Below are 17,989 nucleotides of genomic sequence, written 5' to 3'. Positions count from 1 at the left end.
CCGCTTCACATCCGCAGAATGCGCAAACTACTTCCGGGCTGCAGGCTATGACCCGGATTGAACAGGATCTGCTCTAGCCGTGCATCTCATCCGAAATTATGCCGCCAGTGAAGCTTCCGATGATCGTCAGAACGCACTTCCCGGCCTCAAGCTACGCCGTGCTGTCGCTCACCTCGAGCAAAATCTGGCAGAGCCGTTCAATCTTGCCCAGCTTGCTGAAACGGTGGGCATGAGCGAATTCCACTTCAGTCGCCTGTTCAAAAAGGCAACGGGTCTCTCGCCTTCACGCTACTTTATCCGTCAGCGGATAGTCCGCGCGCAGCTTCTCCTGCAGGAGACCGATACGAGCATCATCGAGATCGGCATGTCTGTCGGGTATTCGAGCCCTAGCCATTTCGCCCAGGTCTTCCGTCGCGAAACCGGTCTGCCGCCGAGCCACTATCGGCGAGGCTGAATTTACGACCTGTTGCGATCAAAGAAGATACCGACAGCGCCCGTAAAGGTGCGAGTGATCGTTTCCGCAAATGCGAAAGACGATGTGCCACGGCTTCGGTATGGGCCCGGGTCGTTCGGTAGAGCCAGATACTAAAGTGCTTGTTTTCGGAAAGCCCGGCCCGCACAGTAAGTCACTGACAACGTTGCGCGGAAGTTCCAGAGACATGATTAACGAAGACATTGAGAGGATTTCCGCCTGGGTAGCGCAGCAGGGACTTCGGGGAGCAAGCGAGTCGATTTTGCTAGGTGGCTTTTGTGCAGCATGTCGCGACGCCGGTCTACCACTTGACCGCAGTCTTGCGCTCATTGACACGCTTCACCCGGTTCACGAGGGGCGCGCCTTTCGATGGGATAGTCAGCAGTTGGTGGAGACAGAATTCGCGTATGGTCCCAGCAGTTCCGGAGACGCGCTGGAAAACTGGAAACGCTCAGCTTTTTATCACCTGTGGGCCGGGAAAGAGTCCGAGATCCGACGTCGTATCGGACTGGGCGATCCGGCCGACTTTGCGACGCTGGACGATATGCGTACCTCTGGCCACACGGACTTTGTGGCTTTCATCCATCGGTTTGAGAAGCAGGGGACCATTGGGGAGATGGATTGCTTCTTCTCTCACTTCGTGACCCGGGACCCCGGTGGTTTTTCTGATGTCCATCTTCAGAACCTTCGCAAACTTTTGCCAGTTCTGGCACTGGCGATTAAAAGCGCCGCGCTTGCGCGGATCGCAAGGACAATTGCCGAAGTCTATCTTGGGCGCGATGCTGCACGAAAAGTATTCGAAGGCAAAATCAACCGGGGCGCATCCGAACGCATATCCGCAGCCCTGTGGTTCTCGGACCTCGCAAATTATACAAAAATTTCCGCAACAGTAGCGCCTGAAGAGATCATCCCTCTCCTGAATGATTACAGCGATGCGGTGATCTCGGCAGTCCATGAGGCCGGAGGCACGGTTCTAAAACTAATGGGGGATGGCGTCCTTGCAATTTTCAGAGCGGATCGACAGGTCGATGCCTGTGAAGCCGCTTTGCAAGCCGAAAACCTCCTTCGCCTGAGGCTAAAATCCCTTAATACCAGGAGGACATTGGAAGCCCGTTCCATAACGGAAGTCTGTCTCGGGCTACATGTCGGTGATGTCTTCTACGGGAACATCGGGAGCGAGGACCGGCTCGATTTCACTGTGATAGGTCCCGCCGTGAACGAGGTAAGCCGCATCGTTTCAATGTGTCGGTCGCTTGATGTAAACTTGCTGGCTTCGTCGAATTTCGCAGAGGGTATAGAGGGGCCTAATCGCCAACGTCTCGCGTGCGTAGGCAGGTTCGCATTAAAGGGCGTAGAAGGCGCGCAAATGCTTTACACGCTTGATGCTTCCTATCAAGCCCTGGCGTGAGAGAGCGTGTCCGCTCCCGGACAGCTCCAGTTGGCACGTTCCCATCCGCAGTTCCAGCTATAGACGTGTGGACCCGTCGCAGTCAGCGATGACTTCCGGCTGGCCCGGCTTGTCCTTGCGAAACTGGGCCCTTCCGTCTTAGGGGCTGAATTTGACCTCTCGCGTTTTCGAGCAAGATCGCGACAGGTCGAGCAAGAGCCCGTGAGAAGGGCGCCGATGACCGGCCTAAATTCCTTCTTGTCAAACCGAAACGCCCACCGCGGTGGTGGGCTCCAGGACAAGGAGTAAGAATAATGACCAACCTCAACGGAAAGATCGCACTGGTCACCGGCGCATCGAGCGGCATCGGCGCTGCTACCGCCGTCAAACTTGCTGAAGCCGGCGCAAAGGTCGGTATCGCAGCCCGCCGTACCGACAAGCTCGGGGATCTCAAGAAGCAGATCGAAGCCAAGGGTGGCGAAGCTCTTGTGATCGAAATGGACGTCGTCGATTCGGCTTCGGTCGACGCGGGTGTCAAAAAGCTTATCGACGCCTACGGCTCGATTGACATCCTGGTCAACAATGCCGGCCTGATGCCGCTCTCCGATATCGACCAGTTCAAGGTCGACGAGTGGCAGCGGATGGTGGACGTGAACGTGAAGGGCCTGCTCAACACGACGGCCGCCGTTTTGCCCCAGATGATCAAGCAGCATTCGGGCCATGTCTTCAACATGTCCTCAATCGCTGGTCGCAAGGTCTTCAAGGGTCTTTCGGTCTACTGCGCGACAAAACATGCGGTAACGGCTTTCTCTGATGGCCTGCGTATGGAAGTCGGCCAGAAACACGGCATCCGCGTGACCTGCATCCAGCCGGGCGCCGTTGCCACCGAGCTCTACGACCACATCACCGATCCGGGCTACCGCAAGCAGATGGACGAGCTGGCGAGCCAGATGACCTTCCTCCAGGGCGAGGATATCGGCGACACCATCGTCTTCGCCGCCCAGGCCCCGGCTCATGTGGACGTCGCCGAGCTGTTCGTCCTGCCAGTAGAACAGGGTTGGTAACAGACCGACCCTGAAGGGTCCCTGCCTCAATGCAGGGACCTCTCAAGGGAGATTGTCATGAAGGAATTACCCGCATCTCAAGCTTATCGCGTTCTGGAACCTGGCCCGATCGTCATGGTCTCCACGAGCGATAACGGCAAGCCCAATGTGATGACAATGGGCTTCCATATGATGATCCAGCATGACCCGCCGCTGATCGGTTGTGTCATCGGGCCGTGGGATCACAGCTATCTGGCTCTCCGAAAAACCGGAGAATGTGTCATCGCAGTCCCCGGTCTGGATCTCGCCGAAACGGTTGTCGACGTCGGGAATTGTTCGGGCGACCGGGTGAACAAATTCCAGAGGTACGGCCTCGAGACGCGACCTGCCAAGGACGTGGCAGCACCGCTCTTGTCCGACTGCCTGGTCAACATCGAATGTCGGGTCGTCGATACCAGGCTTTCGGATCCCTACAACCTCTTCATCCTTGAAGCGACGAGGATCTGGATCAACGAGACCCGAAAAGAGCGTCGAATGATGCATCACCGCGGCGACGGCACGTTCACCGTCGACGGCGGCACGCTCGACCTCAAAGACCGCATGGTCAAATGGCGCCATCTCCCCTGACAGCGCCATGAGCCCCAGAAGCTACAAACTCAACAGGAAAGGAAAAGACCTATGTCTGCTTATCTTATCGTCGATCTCGACATCCACGACATGAAGTCTATCGAAGATTACAGGTCAAAGGCATTGCCGCTCGTCGCCAAAGCCGGCGGCAAGCTCATCGCAATCGACGAAACACCACTGGAGCTGGAGGGCTGGACTGCCACCAACATGCTTATCATCGAGTTCCCGGACAGGCAAGCGATCCGTGAGCTCTTCGCATCCCCCGAATACGCGCCCTTGGCCGCTCAGCGGCAGGGTGCGGCCGCATCGCGCATCATCGCGATCAACGGCGTCTGAAATCAGCAAGATCACGACAGCTCCCGCAAAAGCGCGGCAGATCTTTTCCAGGTACGCCGTCACTATGCGGGTGTTGCCCCAACCTGAGAGGAGACCTGAAATGGCTGATCTTACAAATGTGGCCTACTTCACCGCAAAGCCGGGCCGCTCAGGAGATCTGGGTGACGAACTGCTTCAGCTCGTCGCTCCGTCCCGAAACGAGGAAGGCTGCCTCCGTTACGAGATCCACCAGTCCAATGACGTTCCCGACGTATGGATGGTGCTCGAAGACTGGCGGCACACCTCCGACTTCAAACTGCATATGAGCACGCCTTACGTCGAAGCCTTCATGGCGAAGGTCCCGGAGCTTTGTGTCGAAGACGTGGAAATCTGCGGCTACCAGCAACGGTCCCCGCAGGCCTGAAACAGAAAGGAGTATATGAAATGAGCACGCAAAACCCTAAAGTCTGGCTCGTAACCGGATGCTCTACAGGATTCGGTCGCTACATCGCAGAACACCTGCTGGAAGCCGGTGAAAAGGTCGTGGTGACGGCTCGCAAGACTGACAAAATCGCGGATCTTGAGCAGAAGGGCGATGCCCTGATCCTCCCGCTCGACGTCATCGATCGGGATCAGTGCCAAAAGGTTGTTGACGCTGCAGAAGCGCACTTCGGCCAGATCGACGTCCTGATCAACAACGCCGGGATCGGTTTCTTTGGCGCTATTGAGGAAACAGCAGAAGCCGACGCTCGCCGCCTGTTTGATGTCAATTTCTTCGGTACTGCCAACACCATCCATTCGGTGCTCCCGCATATGCGAGCCCGTCGCAGTGGTACGATCGTCAATCTGACATCATTCGGCGGCCTGGTCGGCTACACGGGCGTCGGCTACTACTGCGCCACCAAATTTGCCGTGGAAGGCCTGTCGGATACGCTCCGAAAAGAAGTCGCCCCGCTCGGGATCAACGTCATGACCGTCGAGCCAAGCGCGTTCCGGACGGAATGGGCAGGCTCGTCGAACGAGGTCTCCGCGTCCATTGATGATTACGGCGCGACAGCGGGCGAGGCGCGTCGTGCTTACCACGCATCGGTCGGAAAGCAGGCCGGTGACCCCGCGCGCGCGGCGAAGGCGATCCGGGAAGCCGTGCTGGCGCAGCAGCCTCCGCACCATCTTCCGCTCGGCAATGATGCCGTGGACGCAGCCCTGAAGAAGGCTGACGATCTCAAGGCAACCGTCCTCGCCTGGGAAGCTTTGTCTCGTTCCGCCGACTTCCCGACAAACTGAACCAATCCAGTCAGACCCAAACACGAAACCAACACTGCCGCGGCCTTCGCCACGGAGAATGAAGGAGTGTGTCATGTCAAAGCGATTTGATGGAAAAGTAGCAATCGTAACGGGCGGGGGTTCCGGTATCGGCGCCGCCATTGCCAACCGGCTTCTTGAGGAAGGAGCGTCCGTGATGATCTCCGGGAGAACCGAGAAGCGGTTGTCGGAAGCTGCCTCGAAAATGCCGGCCGACCGCAGTGGCATCTTTGTCGCAAATGTTTCCTCCCGGCCGGACTGCGACGCGCTTGTCGCTGCCACGGTTGAACGGTTTGGCCGCATCGACACTGTCGTCAATGCTGCGGGCATGAATCTTGTCGGCACCATCGAGGAGACGAGCGATCAGGATTGGGACGAATGCATTGCCTCGGACCTTTCCGGCGTCTTTTACATGAGCCGAGCCGCGGTTCCGCATCTCAAGGAGACCAGGGGTTCGATCGTCAACATCGGCTCCGTTTCATCCCTTGGTGGCGGCTGGAGCCATGCAGCCTATAACGCTGCAAAGGGTGGGGTTGCGAATTTGACCCGCTCAGCAGCCTGTGACCTCGGCAAGTTCGGTGTCAGAGCAAACACAGTGGCACCCGGGCTTACTGTCACGGGAATGGTGGATGCTATCATGGATGACGACGCGCTTCTCGATAAGGCGTGGGACCGGATCCCGTTGCGACGGGCAGGCCAACCTGAAGAGATTGCCTCGGCGGTTGCTTTTCTTGCCAGTGATGAAGCTGCCTGGATCACCGGAATTGTCCTGCCGGTCGATGGGGGGCAGACCTGCACGGATGGTGGCCCGGAATGGGGAAAGTAAAAACACGAGAAGCCCGGACAATGGTCCGGGCTTTTCCTTTGATCGTGTGCTTCGCTTACCGGCGGGCGTCGAGGCTGTAACGACCCGCGCCGAACGCCACGACCTGCAGCAGGCCGCCGGCCATTGCGATGTTCTTGAAGAAGTGGATGAACTGGTTCAGGTCGCTGAGATTGTTGTGGAACGTCAGTGCCGTCGCAACGCTGAACAGGGCAAGGATCAGGGCGACGATGCGGGTCTGGAAGCCGAGGATCAGGGCAATGCTGCCCAGGAGTTCAGTCGCGACGGCTGCGCCGTAGGACAGCGGCGGGAAGGGCAGGCCAACCATATTGATATAGCCGATCGTCCCAGCCGGATCAGAGATCTTGCTGATACCGGACAGAAGGAAGATTGCCGCCAACAGGACACGGGCGGTGAGAGGCGTGACGCCGTTGATGAGGGCCGACTGGGAAAGCGTTTCAACGCGGTGAGCGATTGCATCGGAATAAGACATGGACGTTCTCCTTAAGTTTGGGGCGTAGCCACCGTGGCTGCGTCGTGAGGAGAAATTGCCATCATCCGTTCAAACGAAAAAGCTGGATAATATCGCAGATTATCGTCGATAAAATCGAATGATGAAGACAAAGAAAAACCCGCGCTTTTGAGGGCGCGGGTCCGACTGGAGGGTCGAGAAATCAGATAACGGAGAGCAACCCTCCATCCACCAGGAGCGCGGTGCCCGACACATAGCTCGACAGGTCCGAGCCAAGGAAAGCCACAGCATCTCCGACTTCCGCCGGTTTGCCAAGCCGGCGAAGCGGCGTCCTCTGGCGAAAGCCCTCGGAGGCCTGGGTGATACCGGGGCTCGTGCGAAGAAGCTCCGTGTCTATGGTGCCGGGTGCGACTGCATTGACGCGGATACCGTCGGGGCCAAGAGCGTCGGCCAATGATTTGGCCATCAGCACAACGCCGCCCTTGCTGGTCGAGTAGGCGACAGTGATGCCGGCGCCAGAGATCCCGCCCATGCTTGCCATGAGGACAATGCTTCCCTGCTTGTTGAGCGCTTTCATCTGGCGCGCAGCTGCCTGCGCGCCAAACAGCGGGCCATCGAGATTGACAGACATCAGGCGGCGGTAATCGTCTTCCGGAACCTCAGCCCCGTCTGTCTTCAGCGTAATGCCTGCATTTGCGACCATGACATCGACGCCGCCGTATTCTTCTGCCGCCGCAACCAGGGCGTCGTTGTCAGCCTTGCGGCTGACGTCTGCTTTCACGAAAACGGATTGCGCCCCCAGCTTGCGGATCTCGGCGGCAGTCGGCTCCCCGCCTTCGCGCGGTGCTTCCACGACGTCCGAAACGATAACTGCTTTGGCGCCATGTTCGGCAGCCCGGATGGCGATCGCACGCCCAATGCCGCTCGATGCGCCGGTTACGACGACGACCTTGCCGTCGAGAATGTTACTGATGCTCATTGTGGTGATCCTTAATGTTCCGGCACTTTGGGGGCCGAGGAGGGCAGGGCGTCTAATTGCTGCAAAAGATAATAGAGGTTGGCGACACCCCAGTGTTCGGTGATTTTGCCGTTGCGAATGCGCATGGCGTCGACAGTTTCGAACTTAATCCGGCGGCCTGTTGGCGCGATCCCAAGGACGACGCCCTGATGCGTGCCGTGATAGGTCTTGAAAGTCGTCACGATGTCGCCATCGACCGCTTGCCAGTGAATTTCGGCGTGGAAGTCCGGGAAGGCTTCCCGCAGCGCGTGGTAAAGGCGACGCGCTCCTTCCTTGTCTGGCGTCCCGCCTGGCTGCGGTGTGTGGTCCAGAAAGTCGTCGGCGAAAAGCTCGTCAAAAACTTCGAAGTTGCCGCCAGATTGCACTTCGAGTGTGTTGCGGCGGACGACTGCTTTCAATGCTTCAGCTTGGTCTGACATGGGATTTTCCTTTCAAGGTTCGGTGTCAGAGTTCAAAACCACCGATTGTCATGCCGCCGTCGACGGTCAGCATGTGTCCGGTGACATAGGAGGCGGCGTCGGAGGCAAGCCAGATTGCCGCGGCCGCGATTTCCTCCGGCCTGCCGCCGCGTTTGGCGGGAATGGCATTTTGAGCGAGTGCCGCAAAAGCCGGGTTCTGCCGGCTGTTTGCCGCGACCATGGGCGTTTCCGTCCAGCCGGGCGCGATCGCGTTGACGCGGATGCCGTGCGCTGCATTCTCCATTGCGACAACCCGGGTCAGCCCGTGCACGCCGTGCTTGGAAGCAGCGTAGGCACTCATGCCTCCCGGTCCCGTCAAAGCGGCGACGGAAGCCGTGTTCACGATTGAGCCACCACCACTACGCGTGATCAGAGGGATCTGGTATTTCATCCCGAGAAAGACGCTCTGCAGATTGACGGCGATGACCCGCTGAAAGTCTTCCAATGGGTAATCTTCAGTCCGCTTTGCAGGGCCGGTTATCCCGGCATTGTTGAAGGCCGCGTCGAGCCGACCGGATGCAGCGTCGATCTGTTCGATCCATCCGACGACCTGAAGTTCGCTCGCGACGTCCAGTTCGGTTATGATCGCACGGCCATCTTCGGCGCGGATGAGATCTGCCGTTTGGGTGAGCCCGTCGGTATCGCGATCAGCCAGATGCACTGTCGCGCCGTGGCGCGCGAGCCCAAGTGCTATCGCCCGACCGATCCCGGAGCCTGCACCGGTGACCGCGACGACCTTGTTTGAGAAAAGCGAGGACATGACCTCTCCTTGCCAGCCGATCGCAATCGGCTGGTCTGGTTGGAGCTGAGTTTTAAGAGTGAGTTAGGCGGGTTTAGTTGCGGGCAGCGACGAGAGCAGCTGCAGTGCGGGCGACGATCTCGCCCTGATGGAAGGCACCGGCGAGATCGATCTGCGAAGGCTGGCGCGACCCGTCGCCACCGGCAACTGTCGTTGCCCCATAAGGAGCGCCACCAACAATTTCTTCACTGCTCATCTGGCCCTGGTGGCTATAGGGCAGGCCGACAATGATCATGCCAAAGTGCATGAGGTTGGTGATGATCGAGAACAGGGTGGTTTCCTGTCCGCCGTGCTGAGTGCCCGTCGATGCAAATGCTGCGCCCACCTTGCCGTTGAGAGCACCCCGTGCCCAAAGGCCACCGGCCTGGTCGAGGAAGGCCGCCATCTGCGACGACATCCGGCCGAAGCGTGTGCCGGTACCGACGATGATCGCGTCATAATCCGCCAGCTCCGCTACCGTCGCGATCGGTGCGTCCTGGTTGATCTTGAAGTGAGCCTTTTCGGCGATGTCGAGCGGGACTGTTTCCGGGACACGCTTGATTGTTACCTCCGCGCCGGCGCTTCTTGCGCCTTCTGCGATCGAGCCTGCCATTGTCTCGATGTGGCCGTAGGACGAGTAGTAGAGGACGAGGACCTTGGTCATTCGCTTTGCTCCGTTAGGATGGTTGAATTCGATGGAGGCAACATGTGTTTTTTCATCATTCGATAAAAGCTGCATAATTCTGTCTGTTATGTTCGATTTTATCGATCGATTGCGGCGCCAGAGATCCAATGTTGCTTTCCCGTGTTCGCTCTCTGTGGAACGATTTCAGTCCTTCAGCAGGTTGAGCGCGACCAGTGCCTGCCCGAAATGCTGAACTGAACCGGAGGCTTTGAAACTACCAAGGTCGGACGGCGCAAAGCCCAAAAGAGCGATCAGGTCTGCGACCTTCTTGCTGGCCTCTGGAAAGTTACCTGATAGGAAGAGAACGCGCTTTCCACTCGCTTTCACCGGATCAGCAGCCAGAACGGCGGCCGGGAGGGTGTTGAACGCCTTCACGAGCTGAGCGCCTGGGAAGAGATCGGAGACGATTTCCGAAGACAGCCGGCCACCCAGGTCACGTGGTTTGAAAGCAGGAAAGTCGATAGCATTTGTCGCATCGACTATGGTGTGGCCAACCCAGGCTGCCTTTCTGCTGGCGACTTCCGGCACGGCGTCGTAAGGCACGGCCAGGATGAGGACGTCCGACTGAAGAGCCTGATCAAGCTCGACCGCTTTCACTTTGGCGCCAAACTTGTCGCTGATTGTCCGAAGCGATGCCGGACCGCGGGTGTTGGCGATAACGGCATCCACGCCCGCGGCATGAAAACGTTCAGCAAGTGCAGAGCCGATCGCACCAGAGCCGATGATTGCATAGGTCGTCATGGTAGTTCTCCTTGATTGTATTGGGTTTCAGTTGAAGTTGTCGGGTAGGGGAATAAATTCGTCGTCGCCCGGCACGCCGGGGAATTGCCGCTCGCGCCACAGGTTGGCCGCATGGCGAATGCGCTCCTGGTCCGTGGCTACGAAATTCCAGCGGATGAACCGTTCTTCAGGGAGCGGTTCGCCTCCGAAGGCGAGAAACCGGGCTGGCTCGTTCGCCTTTACTACGATCTCCGCGCCTGGTTTGAACACGATAAGACGATCCGGCCCGTAGGTACCGTCCTGCCCGATGATCTCGATTGCACCGCTGACGACGAAGATCGCTCGCTCGATATACTCACCGTCGATCCTGTAGCGCGCTCCAGCCTCTAGCTGGATTTCTGCAGAGAAGAGGTCAGAGAAGGTGCTGGCAGGTGATCGACGTCCGTGCAGTGCGCCGGCGAGAAGCTTCATATTGATGCCCTCACCATCGCTCGTTGGCAGTTCATGGGCGCCAAGGTGCTGGAAGAGCGGTGCAGTCTCTTCCGATTGCTTGGGAAGAGCGATCCAGCTCTGCAGACCCGTGAGTTTACCCCCTTCGTTGCGGACATGTTCCGGCGTCCTCTCGGAGTGAACAATGCCGGAACCGGCGACCATCAGATTGACTTCCCCGGGGCTGATCGACTGCACGTAGCTTTCGCTGTCACGATGCAGCAGCTCACCTTCGAGAAGGTAAGTGAGTGTTGAAAGGCCGATATGTGGGTGAGGGCGGGTATCAATCCCTTCTCCAGCACCAAACCGCACGGGCCCGAAACTGTCGAGGAATATGAATGGCCCGACCATTTGGCGCATAGCCGCGGGCAGGGCTCTTCGGACGGAGAAGCCTCCTAGGTCTCGGGTCGAGGGCAGGATAACCTGTTCGATGTCAGCGTTAGACAAATAGGACATTGTCAGCTCCGGCGGTTGAATTCGATGGAATGAAGGTAGGTCCACTAGACGTTTCGGAAAACTCAGATAATTTCGGCGAAAACGTTCGAGGAATTAGAAATGTCAGACCCCGGCCAACCAACGCTTGATCAGCTCAAAGTTTTCATCACGGTCGTCGAGACAGGCAGCTTTGCGGCGGCGTCCAGGAAGCTCAACCGTGCCACGTCGGTGATCAGTTACACGATTGCCAACCTCGAAGCTCAGTTGGGGGTCACGCTCTTTGATCGGCTCTCGACCAAGAAGCCGCAGCTGACGTTGGAGGGGAGGACGGTCCTCGCCGAAGCCAAGAGCGTCGCCCATGGCATCGACAATCTCCGGGCTAAAGTAAAAAGCATGCTCCGCGGCGTGGAGCCGGAGGTGCACCTTGCGCTGGACGTTATGCTGCCGGCGGCACGCGTCATGGATGCGCTGAAGGCGTTTCGAAAAGAGTTTCCAAGCGTATCTCTTCGGCTGTATGTCGAAGCCTTGGGCGCCGTGACGCAGATCGTGCTCAATCGAACCGCCGCGATCGGCATCAGTGGCCCACTCGATGTCGAAATTGCGGGCCTTGAGCGCATCGGGGTGGGCTTCGTAAAGCTGATCCCCGTCGCCTCGCCGGATCATCCCCTCGCGGGCGGCTCTCATCCCCCGGGTGCCGCCCGAGGCCATATCCAGCTGGTTCTGACAGACAGATCACCTCTTACCCAAGGGCACGAGTTTGCTGTCGTCGGGAACCATACGTGGCGCCTCGCTGATCTTGGCGCGAAGCACATGTTGCTCAAGGAAGGCATTGGCTGGGGCAACATGCCCGAACCAATGGTGAGAGATGATATAGAGGCAGGCCGTCTGGTGCACCTTGATCTCCCCGACTGCAAGGGCGGTCCTTATCGCCTTCAGGCTGTTTATCGAACGGACACTCCTCCAGGACCGGCCGCCCGCTTTCTTATCGACCATTTCCAGAGCCAAGATATCGATGATCCGATAGCGGCTGGTTAAAATTCTGGAAACACGCGAGCGAGAAGTTTGACGTGTCTCGATGCAGTATACAGATCACCGGACCCCGCATCGCCCGGGGGACGTAAATGTTGCCGTCAACCAGATGGCGTGTACGCTGGCGGTCGCAAGTCGACTCTTAACCAAGAAATACAGCGCAAATCATTTTATGGTTGCGACCCGCCGGACCAACGCGGTGAGGACGAGTACTCGGCGATCACCGAAAAGCAGCATGTTATCAGGTGCTTAGCTGATCTATTTCATGGGTCGAAGGTTCGCATCCTTTCAAGTGCTTAATCGGACACATTCAGTGCGGCTCGCAAGGTATCGTTGATGCGCTCTTGCCATCCCGGACCGTCCGCCTGAAAATGCGCAAGGACATCGCTGTCGATCTTCAAGGATACAAGCTCCTTGGTGTTGGGGATTGCAGGCCGTTCAACGGCTGGCGCTGCGACCTTCTTCGCCGGTTTGAACAGCGCCTCGGCTGCGTCTTTTGGATTGGATGGTCGTCGGGGTGTTGCCATGGTCATATATCCTCTTGTGTCGTGCGCTTGAACAGCGCAGACGGTCAATTTCTACTTTCAGGCCGTATGTTCAAAACAGCGGTGGTCGCACCCCACATTTAGTGGACAGCCGAAAGAACGCAATTGCTGCTGATAAACTGGTCAGCCGCCCCTCAATCCCGAAGAGAACGCATATCGCGAAGGTTACTCCAAGTTAGCCAATCAACATGCTACCTTCGCTCTTTCAGTAGCACTTCCTCCTTGCACCACCAGGATCAGGCAGAAGCCTGTGCACCTAGACCAAACGAGACCATCGCCGCTTCACAAGCACGCGTAAACCGCATCGACGGACCTTCTTTGCCGGCGGCAAGTTTGCTGACGCGTGCTCCCTCCAACAGCATGGATAGCGTATCAGCCAAAAGTTCAGGATCGCTTACACCTGTCGCACGACAAAGATCGGCGAGCCGGGAATGCTGTTCCATCTTCAACGTTTCTATTATCGCATGTGCAGGGTGTCCTTGCTCCTTCAACTCTACCGCAGCATTGGCCAAATCGCATCCATAGGGCTCGCTGGAAAGACATTGTGCGCGCGCTTTAACCCATGCCGTGAGCTGAGCCCTCGGGTCGCCCGGGTTCTCTTTTTCGAGATCTTCCCAGGCCTTATTGAGCGTTCGAGAACTGTGCTTGAGTGCTTCACACACAAGATCGTCCTTGGAACCAAAATGTCGGTATAACGTCATCTTGTTGGTCGAGGCGGCTTCGGCAATGGCATCAACACCGATGCCGCGTATCCCATGTTCACGAAACAGTTGACAGGCCGTTGACACAATCCGGTCACGAGGTGGGATTTTCTGCTCAGAAGCACGATCAGATGTTTCGGATTTCATGAGTTTAATTTTTACCCTGAAGCGGTGTTGACATGCGTGTTACCGATCGGTAACTATTCAAATGTTACTTACCGGTAACACCTTGGCGCGAGCCCGTCAAGCAATCGCCCGCTTTCAGAGCCTGGGAATTATCAAAAGGAGACTGAGATGAGACACACGATAGACGAGATGACGCTCTCCGAGATTTTTGCAGATCCACTGATTCGTTCAGTCATGCGCGCCGACGACGTGGGTCTGGACGAATTTAAAGAGTTGATGCATTCGGCGGCGACGTCCTTGACGACACGCAATGGCGCAGCATTTGCTGGACAGTTTGAAACGACCGGGCCTGCAGCTTCATCGAAGCGTGCACTCGTAACCGCCATGCAGCCCTTGTTCGCAGGTTTCTTTAAGCCTTGCGCTGCCCATATGTGAATGTGGCCTGCATCACCATCCCGCAAGTCGGGTTTAACCGCGGTGATACAACATGGCCCCATTTCCAGACATCCGTTCTCTCCAGGGTATGCAGAAGCATACGTGAAGGGCTCATCGCTCCGCCCGGTTTGCAGAGGTCGAATTGCACTAGACTTGCTGAATTCGCAAATACAATTAGCCCAACATGAATCGCTGTCGCATAGAAGACGGGCTGAAGGTTCGTATCAGTTCAAGGCGAAGACGGCTGGTTGCAATGCTGATCGCATGTGCCTAAGACCCATGCTGTATATCCCATTGACATATCCCAAGCGAAGAACTATATGGGCTACGTCGTTATCGATGCAATTCGGAGGCATGCATATGGAGCAGGGTGCAGTATTCCAGAGCAATCGGAGCCAGGCAATACGTTTGCCAAAGGCGGTCGCTTTGCCCGATGACGTAAAGCGTGTCGATATCGTTGCGGTGGGACGCACTCGCATCATTGCACCAGTCGGTGAGATCTGGGACAGTTGGTTTGAAGGAGCGGAGGCGACATCCGACTTTATGATTGAGCGTGAGCAGGCTGCTTCGCAGGAGCGCGATGCATTCTAATGCTGAAGTATATGCTGGACACCAACATCTGTATTTTTACGATCAAGAATCGACCTCAGCAAGTGCGCGATGCATTCAATCGCTCACATGATCAGCTTTGCATCAGCTCGGTCAGCCTAATGGAATTAATTTACGGAGCGGAAAAGTCAGCCAGTCCAGAAAAGAACCTTTCCGTTGTGGAAGGCTTCGCAGCGCGTCTCGAGGTGCTCTCATACGATGAATTGGCAGCAAGCCATACCGGTCAATTGCGAGCCGAACTGGCGCGCAGTGGAGCTCCGATCGGTCCATATGATCAGCTGATTGCTGGGCACGCGCGCTCGCGCGGACTGATTGTGGTTACCAATAATCGCCGTGAATTTGATCGCGTACCCGGATTACGAGTGGAAGACTGGACTGTCTAGCTTCAAATATTGATCACCGCCGGATTTTCGTAAGCATTCAACTGCCGGGTCGCGCAGGCCGCCGATGCGGAATTCATAAAGATGATAATTCCACCATTTGAAGGCAGCCTGAATACTAAGATGCAGATGCTCCAGGTTCCAGTGCACCGGCAGGACTAACTGACGCCAGACCTCCGGGTCAAGCTCGTCGATGGAAACCCTGATCTGCACAGCGTTTGCGGCTTTAAACATTCCACGAATGAACACGGTAGCGGGAAGACCGTCAATGTGTACGATCGGCTTGTCCCTGACAACCATCTGCCGCTTGTGCAGCCGTCCGTGCACACTATCTCTGGCGTAAGCCAGAACTGGAACATTACCATGGATCAACACGGGGCCGACATGCTGTCGGAGTTCTATATAGAAATTTTTCCGCCCGACCGCGAAGAGACAAGCGCTTCGGATGCAAGGACCTGCCCTTGTTGCCTAAAGCTGCGGCCAGCCTCGAGCATGGATGACGATGGCTGCGGGATCTGTGACGAATGTCTGGAACCATGAACGACGTCGGCGAAACGCCGTCCCCTGCTCTGGCGATGTTCGAAGACGCGCTTGGCAGATTGCCGGACGGCTATGTCGACGGAAGTTTTAGCGGTCGACCATGGGGCGTGACAGTCAAGCGGTCGCAGGATGGCAAACGGGCCTGGCTTTATGGCGAGGAGCACGGCGGAACGGAGATCGTCAGCTTCAATCTCTATCGACTGGCTGGGCCGGGTGCGGTCCTGAAGCCATGCGAAATGTCCTCCACCAAGGTTATTCAATTCGTTCTCGGTTTCGAACCACTTTGCCGAGGACGCGTCGCTTGCCTGACGGTGGCAAGAGAATAAGCACGCGCTTCATGTTGCATTGCAATATACGCATGGCTGCGCTGCGATCTGAACGCTGGCGATCGAGGCAGCTTCTGCTATTTTCAGATCGTCGAAGCGATGCACCTCCTCCCGCAAAGCTTCGTATTATCGGGCGACCCACTCCTCCTCCTCCCAAGGGGCGCCTGACGGAACAGCGGCACTCCTCCTCCCAGCCGTTGTTCATCATTTCGGAAAGCCTGTCACACCTCCTCCCGCGGCAGGCTTTTTCGTTTTTTGATTGTTTCAAGCTTTGTTTTCAGGCGTCAAAGCAGACTGCCCTGTTCCACCGGCTTTCCGGATTTGGACACGATGGTGGATCCGTACGGTTCGCGGGACGAGATGATCAGCGCATCATTCGGTAACCGACGGGCCAGTCCCTTGGGCTTTTCCCATGACGCCCGCATCCAGGTTTCCGTCTCTTTCTTCGTCAGCAGAAGGACAGGCATGGCCTTGTCGTGGATTGGCTTCACGAGATCGTTGGGATCCGTGGTCAGAAAACCATAGAGATCGTCGGTCGTGAGCCCGTCTCGAACCTTCCGGACGCTTTGCCATTGCGGCACATGGATGCCGGCAAAGAACATCAGCGATTTTGCCTCATCGCGGGCAAACCAGGCATTGGGCACAATGCCACCATCCTGTTTGCTCGCCGGATCCGGCTCGGCAAAGCTGGTGACAGGGACGAGGCAACGATGCTCCACGCCGAACCATCGCGTCCAGTGCGGGAAATTGAGCTTGCGCACGTTTGTCGTGCCGCGGTCGGCCTCCATGCGGATCAGCTCCTCGAGATCAAATGGCTTGCCCTTGGCTGCGAGCTTCTCGGCCTTGGCTTTGGCTGCTCTCTCGAGTGCGAAACGCGGCGAGGGCAGGCCCCATCGCGCATGCACGAGCTGCTTCTTTCCGTCAGCCGTGTTGCGCACGACCGGCCCCATCTGGTCGGGGGGATTACCAGCTTTCACCAGCCAGGTCGACTTGCTTAATTCCAAGGAGATGAAAATTGCGCCAAGATCGACGAGAGTGGCGGTCGGCGCTTGAGATTGATCTGCTGTCATCGGCATGGTTGGCCTCCAGAGAGTTTTCTAGCGACCTCACTCTGCCACGGTGCAGGCCGCTACTCACCCCTGATGGGATCTCAAGGCGGGCTAACAACCATCTTGGGCGAAAAGCGCTTATGTAAAGATTTACCCAACTTTACATGGTCCTGACCCCATTTAACGTTCGTTTTGTTAGGTTGAAACCGCTGGCTTTATTGGGCGTCGGAACGTCCCGGCTCTTGGTGAAGCCAACAGGGCCCCTCCGATTGCTGAAGCTCCCCAGCCGGCAATCGGGGGGCTCGAATGGAATGGTATCCTCGAAAGTAGAGCGACTAAGTCAGTTTTCTTGTTCCGGCAAGCTAACGTCATAGGTTGATGCTTGACCCCTATATTTACCCATCACCCACTGTGAGCGTAAAATGATTGGACGATATTCGAAAATTACAGCAGTAGCACTTATGGCAGTAACGATATTGTTGATGCTGACGCTTCTCATTGCAGATTTGCCAGTTTCGCGAATTCCAGGGCTGTTGACTGGGGCGTATTTTATCTATCTGCAATGCGGATTACTATGGTCATTGCTGAGCAGGTGCGGAACCGGCCGATTGTTTCGGCCCCGCTAAAAACTACAGAGATTGGCTGTGGCTAAATGCCATACTCATTGCGCGAATGCCGATATGACCAAATGCATCGAAAAATTGTGCACTGCCTCGAGCGACATCTAATGGCGATGTATCAACGGGTGCTTGCTAGTCGCGGTCCTTCACGAACGTCAGTGATCTTCTGTTTTGAGGAATCGATTTCACCACCCCAGCCACCGCCTAGAGCTTTGTTCAGGGCGATGTAGTAAGTTGCAACATCCGATCGCGTTTCAATCAAATCCTCTTCTACGGAGTAAAGCGACCGTTCCGTATCCAATAAACTGAAGAGATCGTTATCACCGGTTCTGTTGAGTTCGGTTGATATCTGTAAAGTGTGCCGATATCGTTGCACGGAGACAGCGAGTTTCGACTGCCGAATTCTCGACTGATTGACCGCCACGATGGCGTTCTGGACGTCTTCCATGGCGGACAGAACGGTTGATTGATAGGTAAAGTAAGCTTGGTCTCGCTGGGCCTTCGTGACATCAACGGCTGCCTGCAGTTTGAACCGCCCCGGCTTTACCGGAGACCGTTTGGTTTAAGTTATGCGGCCATGGCTGGCGCGTCCAGCATGGCGTAAT

Annotated in this window: 23 protein-coding genes and 2 pseudogenes; 13 read left to right on the top strand and 12 right to left on the bottom strand. The window is 56.8% G+C overall.

The annotated features are described in order from the left end of the window. Positions 1 to 70 precede the first annotated feature (70 nt). From V6S97_RS28255 to V6S97_RS28220, 8 genes and pseudogenes are all read left to right on the top strand, one after another. Positions 71 to 454: pseudogene (locus V6S97_RS28255) on the top strand (helix-turn-helix domain-containing protein); the annotation flags it as partial. Positions 455 to 659: 205 nt separating this feature from the next. Then, positions 660 to 1,880, top strand: a complete 1,221-nt coding sequence (locus V6S97_RS28250) for an adenylate/guanylate cyclase domain-containing protein (protein ID WP_080865229.1) — start codon at positions 660 to 662, stop codon at positions 1,878 to 1,880. A gap of 293 nt (positions 1,881 to 2,173) precedes the next feature. After that, entirely contained in the window at positions 2,174 to 2,923 is a 750-nt protein-coding gene (locus tag V6S97_RS28245; RefSeq protein ID WP_080865228.1) for an SDR family oxidoreductase, read from the top strand. Positions 2,924 to 2,980: 57 nt separating this feature from the next. Beyond that, complete coding sequence (locus tag V6S97_RS28240; RefSeq protein WP_334428319.1) at positions 2,981 to 3,529, top strand: flavin reductase family protein; 549 nt, start codon at positions 2,981 to 2,983, stop codon at positions 3,527 to 3,529. A 51-nt stretch (positions 3,530 to 3,580) separates the two neighbouring features. Continuing rightward, positions 3,581 to 3,865, top strand: a complete 285-nt coding sequence (locus V6S97_RS28235) for a DUF1330 domain-containing protein (RefSeq protein WP_334428318.1) — start codon at positions 3,581 to 3,583, stop codon at positions 3,863 to 3,865. A gap of 100 nt (positions 3,866 to 3,965) precedes the next feature. Beyond that, positions 3,966 to 4,268, top strand: a complete 303-nt coding sequence (locus V6S97_RS28230; RefSeq protein ID WP_060726563.1) for a putative quinol monooxygenase — start codon at positions 3,966 to 3,968, stop codon at positions 4,266 to 4,268. 20 nt (positions 4,269 to 4,288) lie between these two features. After that, a complete protein-coding gene (locus tag V6S97_RS28225) occupies positions 4,289 to 5,128 on the top strand; it encodes an oxidoreductase (protein WP_334428317.1) in 840 nt (279 codons plus the stop codon). A 73-nt stretch (positions 5,129 to 5,201) separates the two neighbouring features. Continuing rightward, positions 5,202 to 5,972: an SDR family NAD(P)-dependent oxidoreductase gene (locus V6S97_RS28220; protein WP_112951126.1), complete on the top strand. Its 771-nt coding sequence runs from the start codon at positions 5,202 to 5,204 to the stop codon at positions 5,970 to 5,972. A gap of 55 nt (positions 5,973 to 6,027) precedes the next feature. Here V6S97_RS28220 and V6S97_RS28215 read toward each other — a convergent pair whose 3' ends face one another. The 7 genes from V6S97_RS28215 to V6S97_RS28185 form a co-directional block, all read right to left on the bottom strand. Then, positions 6,028 to 6,462 (bottom strand): DoxX family protein, encoded by a 435-nt coding sequence (locus V6S97_RS28215; protein WP_060726566.1) that lies wholly within the window; start codon positions 6,460 to 6,462, stop codon positions 6,028 to 6,030. Positions 6,463 to 6,643: 181 nt separating this feature from the next. Then, entirely contained in the window at positions 6,644 to 7,420 is a 777-nt protein-coding gene (locus V6S97_RS28210) for an SDR family oxidoreductase (RefSeq protein WP_060726567.1), read from the bottom strand. A gap of 11 nt (positions 7,421 to 7,431) precedes the next feature. Beyond that, a complete protein-coding gene (locus V6S97_RS28205) occupies positions 7,432 to 7,878 on the bottom strand; it encodes an ester cyclase (RefSeq protein ID WP_112951125.1) in 447 nt (148 codons plus the stop codon). Between the two features lie 25 nt (positions 7,879 to 7,903). Next, complete coding sequence (locus V6S97_RS28200) at positions 7,904 to 8,677, bottom strand: SDR family NAD(P)-dependent oxidoreductase (RefSeq protein ID WP_334428316.1); 774 nt, start codon at positions 8,675 to 8,677, stop codon at positions 7,904 to 7,906. Positions 8,678 to 8,750: 73 nt separating this feature from the next. After that, the gene (wrbA, locus tag V6S97_RS28195) at positions 8,751 to 9,359 is read right to left on the bottom strand and encodes an NAD(P)H:quinone oxidoreductase (RefSeq protein WP_060726570.1); all 609 of its coding nucleotides are present in this window, start codon (positions 9,357 to 9,359) and stop codon (positions 8,751 to 8,753) included. 165 nt (positions 9,360 to 9,524) lie between these two features. Next, positions 9,525 to 10,142: an NADPH-dependent F420 reductase gene (locus V6S97_RS28190; RefSeq protein ID WP_269084497.1), complete on the bottom strand. Its 618-nt coding sequence runs from the start codon at positions 10,140 to 10,142 to the stop codon at positions 9,525 to 9,527. A 6-nt stretch (positions 10,143 to 10,148) separates the two neighbouring features. After that, positions 10,149 to 11,045 carry a pirin family protein gene (locus V6S97_RS28185; protein ID WP_060726572.1) on the bottom strand — a complete coding sequence of 299 codons (897 nt, stop codon included), beginning with the start codon at positions 11,043 to 11,045 and terminating at the stop codon, positions 10,149 to 10,151. A gap of 99 nt (positions 11,046 to 11,144) precedes the next feature. Here V6S97_RS28185 and V6S97_RS28180 point away from each other — a divergent pair, with 99 nt between their 5' ends. After that, complete coding sequence (locus V6S97_RS28180; RefSeq protein WP_060726573.1) at positions 11,145 to 12,059, top strand: LysR family transcriptional regulator; 915 nt, start codon at positions 11,145 to 11,147, stop codon at positions 12,057 to 12,059. 290 nt (positions 12,060 to 12,349) lie between these two features. On the opposite strand, the gene V6S97_RS28175 is transcribed toward V6S97_RS28180, so the two are convergent. Together V6S97_RS28175 and V6S97_RS28170 are read right to left on the bottom strand one after the other, a co-directional pair. Then, the gene (locus tag V6S97_RS28175; RefSeq protein WP_087744421.1) at positions 12,350 to 12,580 is read right to left on the bottom strand and encodes a BrnA antitoxin family protein; all 231 of its coding nucleotides are present in this window, start codon (positions 12,578 to 12,580) and stop codon (positions 12,350 to 12,352) included. 254 nt (positions 12,581 to 12,834) lie between these two features. Next, positions 12,835 to 13,446 carry a TetR/AcrR family transcriptional regulator gene (locus tag V6S97_RS28170; protein WP_060726575.1) on the bottom strand — a complete coding sequence of 204 codons (612 nt, stop codon included), beginning with the start codon at positions 13,444 to 13,446 and terminating at the stop codon, positions 12,835 to 12,837. Positions 13,447 to 13,593: 147 nt separating this feature from the next. On the opposite strand from V6S97_RS28170, the gene V6S97_RS28165 reads away from it, so the two are divergent. The 3 genes from V6S97_RS28165 (at position 13,594) to vapC (ending at position 14,852) form a co-directional block, all read left to right on the top strand. Further along, on the top strand, positions 13,594 to 13,860 hold the full coding sequence (locus V6S97_RS28165) for a hypothetical protein (RefSeq protein ID WP_060726576.1): 267 nt from the start codon (positions 13,594 to 13,596) through the stop codon (positions 13,858 to 13,860). Positions 13,861 to 14,220: 360 nt separating this feature from the next. Beyond that, positions 14,221 to 14,451, top strand: a complete 231-nt coding sequence (vapB, locus tag V6S97_RS28160) for a type II toxin-antitoxin system VapB family antitoxin (RefSeq protein ID WP_060726577.1) — start codon at positions 14,221 to 14,223, stop codon at positions 14,449 to 14,451. Continuing rightward, complete coding sequence (vapC, locus tag V6S97_RS28155; RefSeq protein ID WP_077998840.1) at positions 14,451 to 14,852, top strand: type II toxin-antitoxin system tRNA(fMet)-specific endonuclease VapC; 402 nt, start codon at positions 14,451 to 14,453, stop codon at positions 14,850 to 14,852. Before vapB ends, vapC begins: the two co-directional genes overlap by 1 nt. A 12-nt stretch (positions 14,853 to 14,864) precedes the next feature. Here the strand turns inward: vapC and V6S97_RS28150 are convergent. Continuing rightward, positions 14,865 to 15,083: pseudogene (locus tag V6S97_RS28150) on the bottom strand (IS1096 element passenger TnpR family protein); the annotation flags it as partial. A gap of 290 nt (positions 15,084 to 15,373) precedes the next feature. Here V6S97_RS28150 and V6S97_RS28145 point away from each other — a divergent pair. Further along, the gene (locus V6S97_RS28145) at positions 15,374 to 15,715 is read left to right on the top strand and encodes a hypothetical protein (RefSeq protein ID WP_060726578.1); all 342 of its coding nucleotides are present in this window, start codon (positions 15,374 to 15,376) and stop codon (positions 15,713 to 15,715) included. A 284-nt stretch (positions 15,716 to 15,999) separates the two neighbouring features. Here the strand turns inward: V6S97_RS28145 and V6S97_RS28140 are convergent, their stop codons facing one another. After that, positions 16,000 to 16,791 (bottom strand): SOS response-associated peptidase, encoded by a 792-nt coding sequence (locus V6S97_RS28140; RefSeq protein WP_334428315.1) that lies wholly within the window; start codon positions 16,789 to 16,791, stop codon positions 16,000 to 16,002. Between the two features lie 711 nt (positions 16,792 to 17,502). Further along, entirely contained in the window at positions 17,503 to 17,910 is a 408-nt protein-coding gene (locus V6S97_RS28135) for a TolC family protein (protein WP_334428320.1), read from the bottom strand. Positions 17,911 to 17,989: the final 79 nt, after the last annotated feature.

Source organism: Agrobacterium sp. CCNWLW155 (genome assembly GCF_036888815.1).
Lineage (GTDB): Bacteria > Pseudomonadota > Alphaproteobacteria > Rhizobiales > Rhizobiaceae > Agrobacterium > Agrobacterium radiobacter.
The sequence above is the reverse complement of the archived record's forward strand: the minus strand, read 5'-3'. Positions and strand labels throughout refer to the sequence as shown.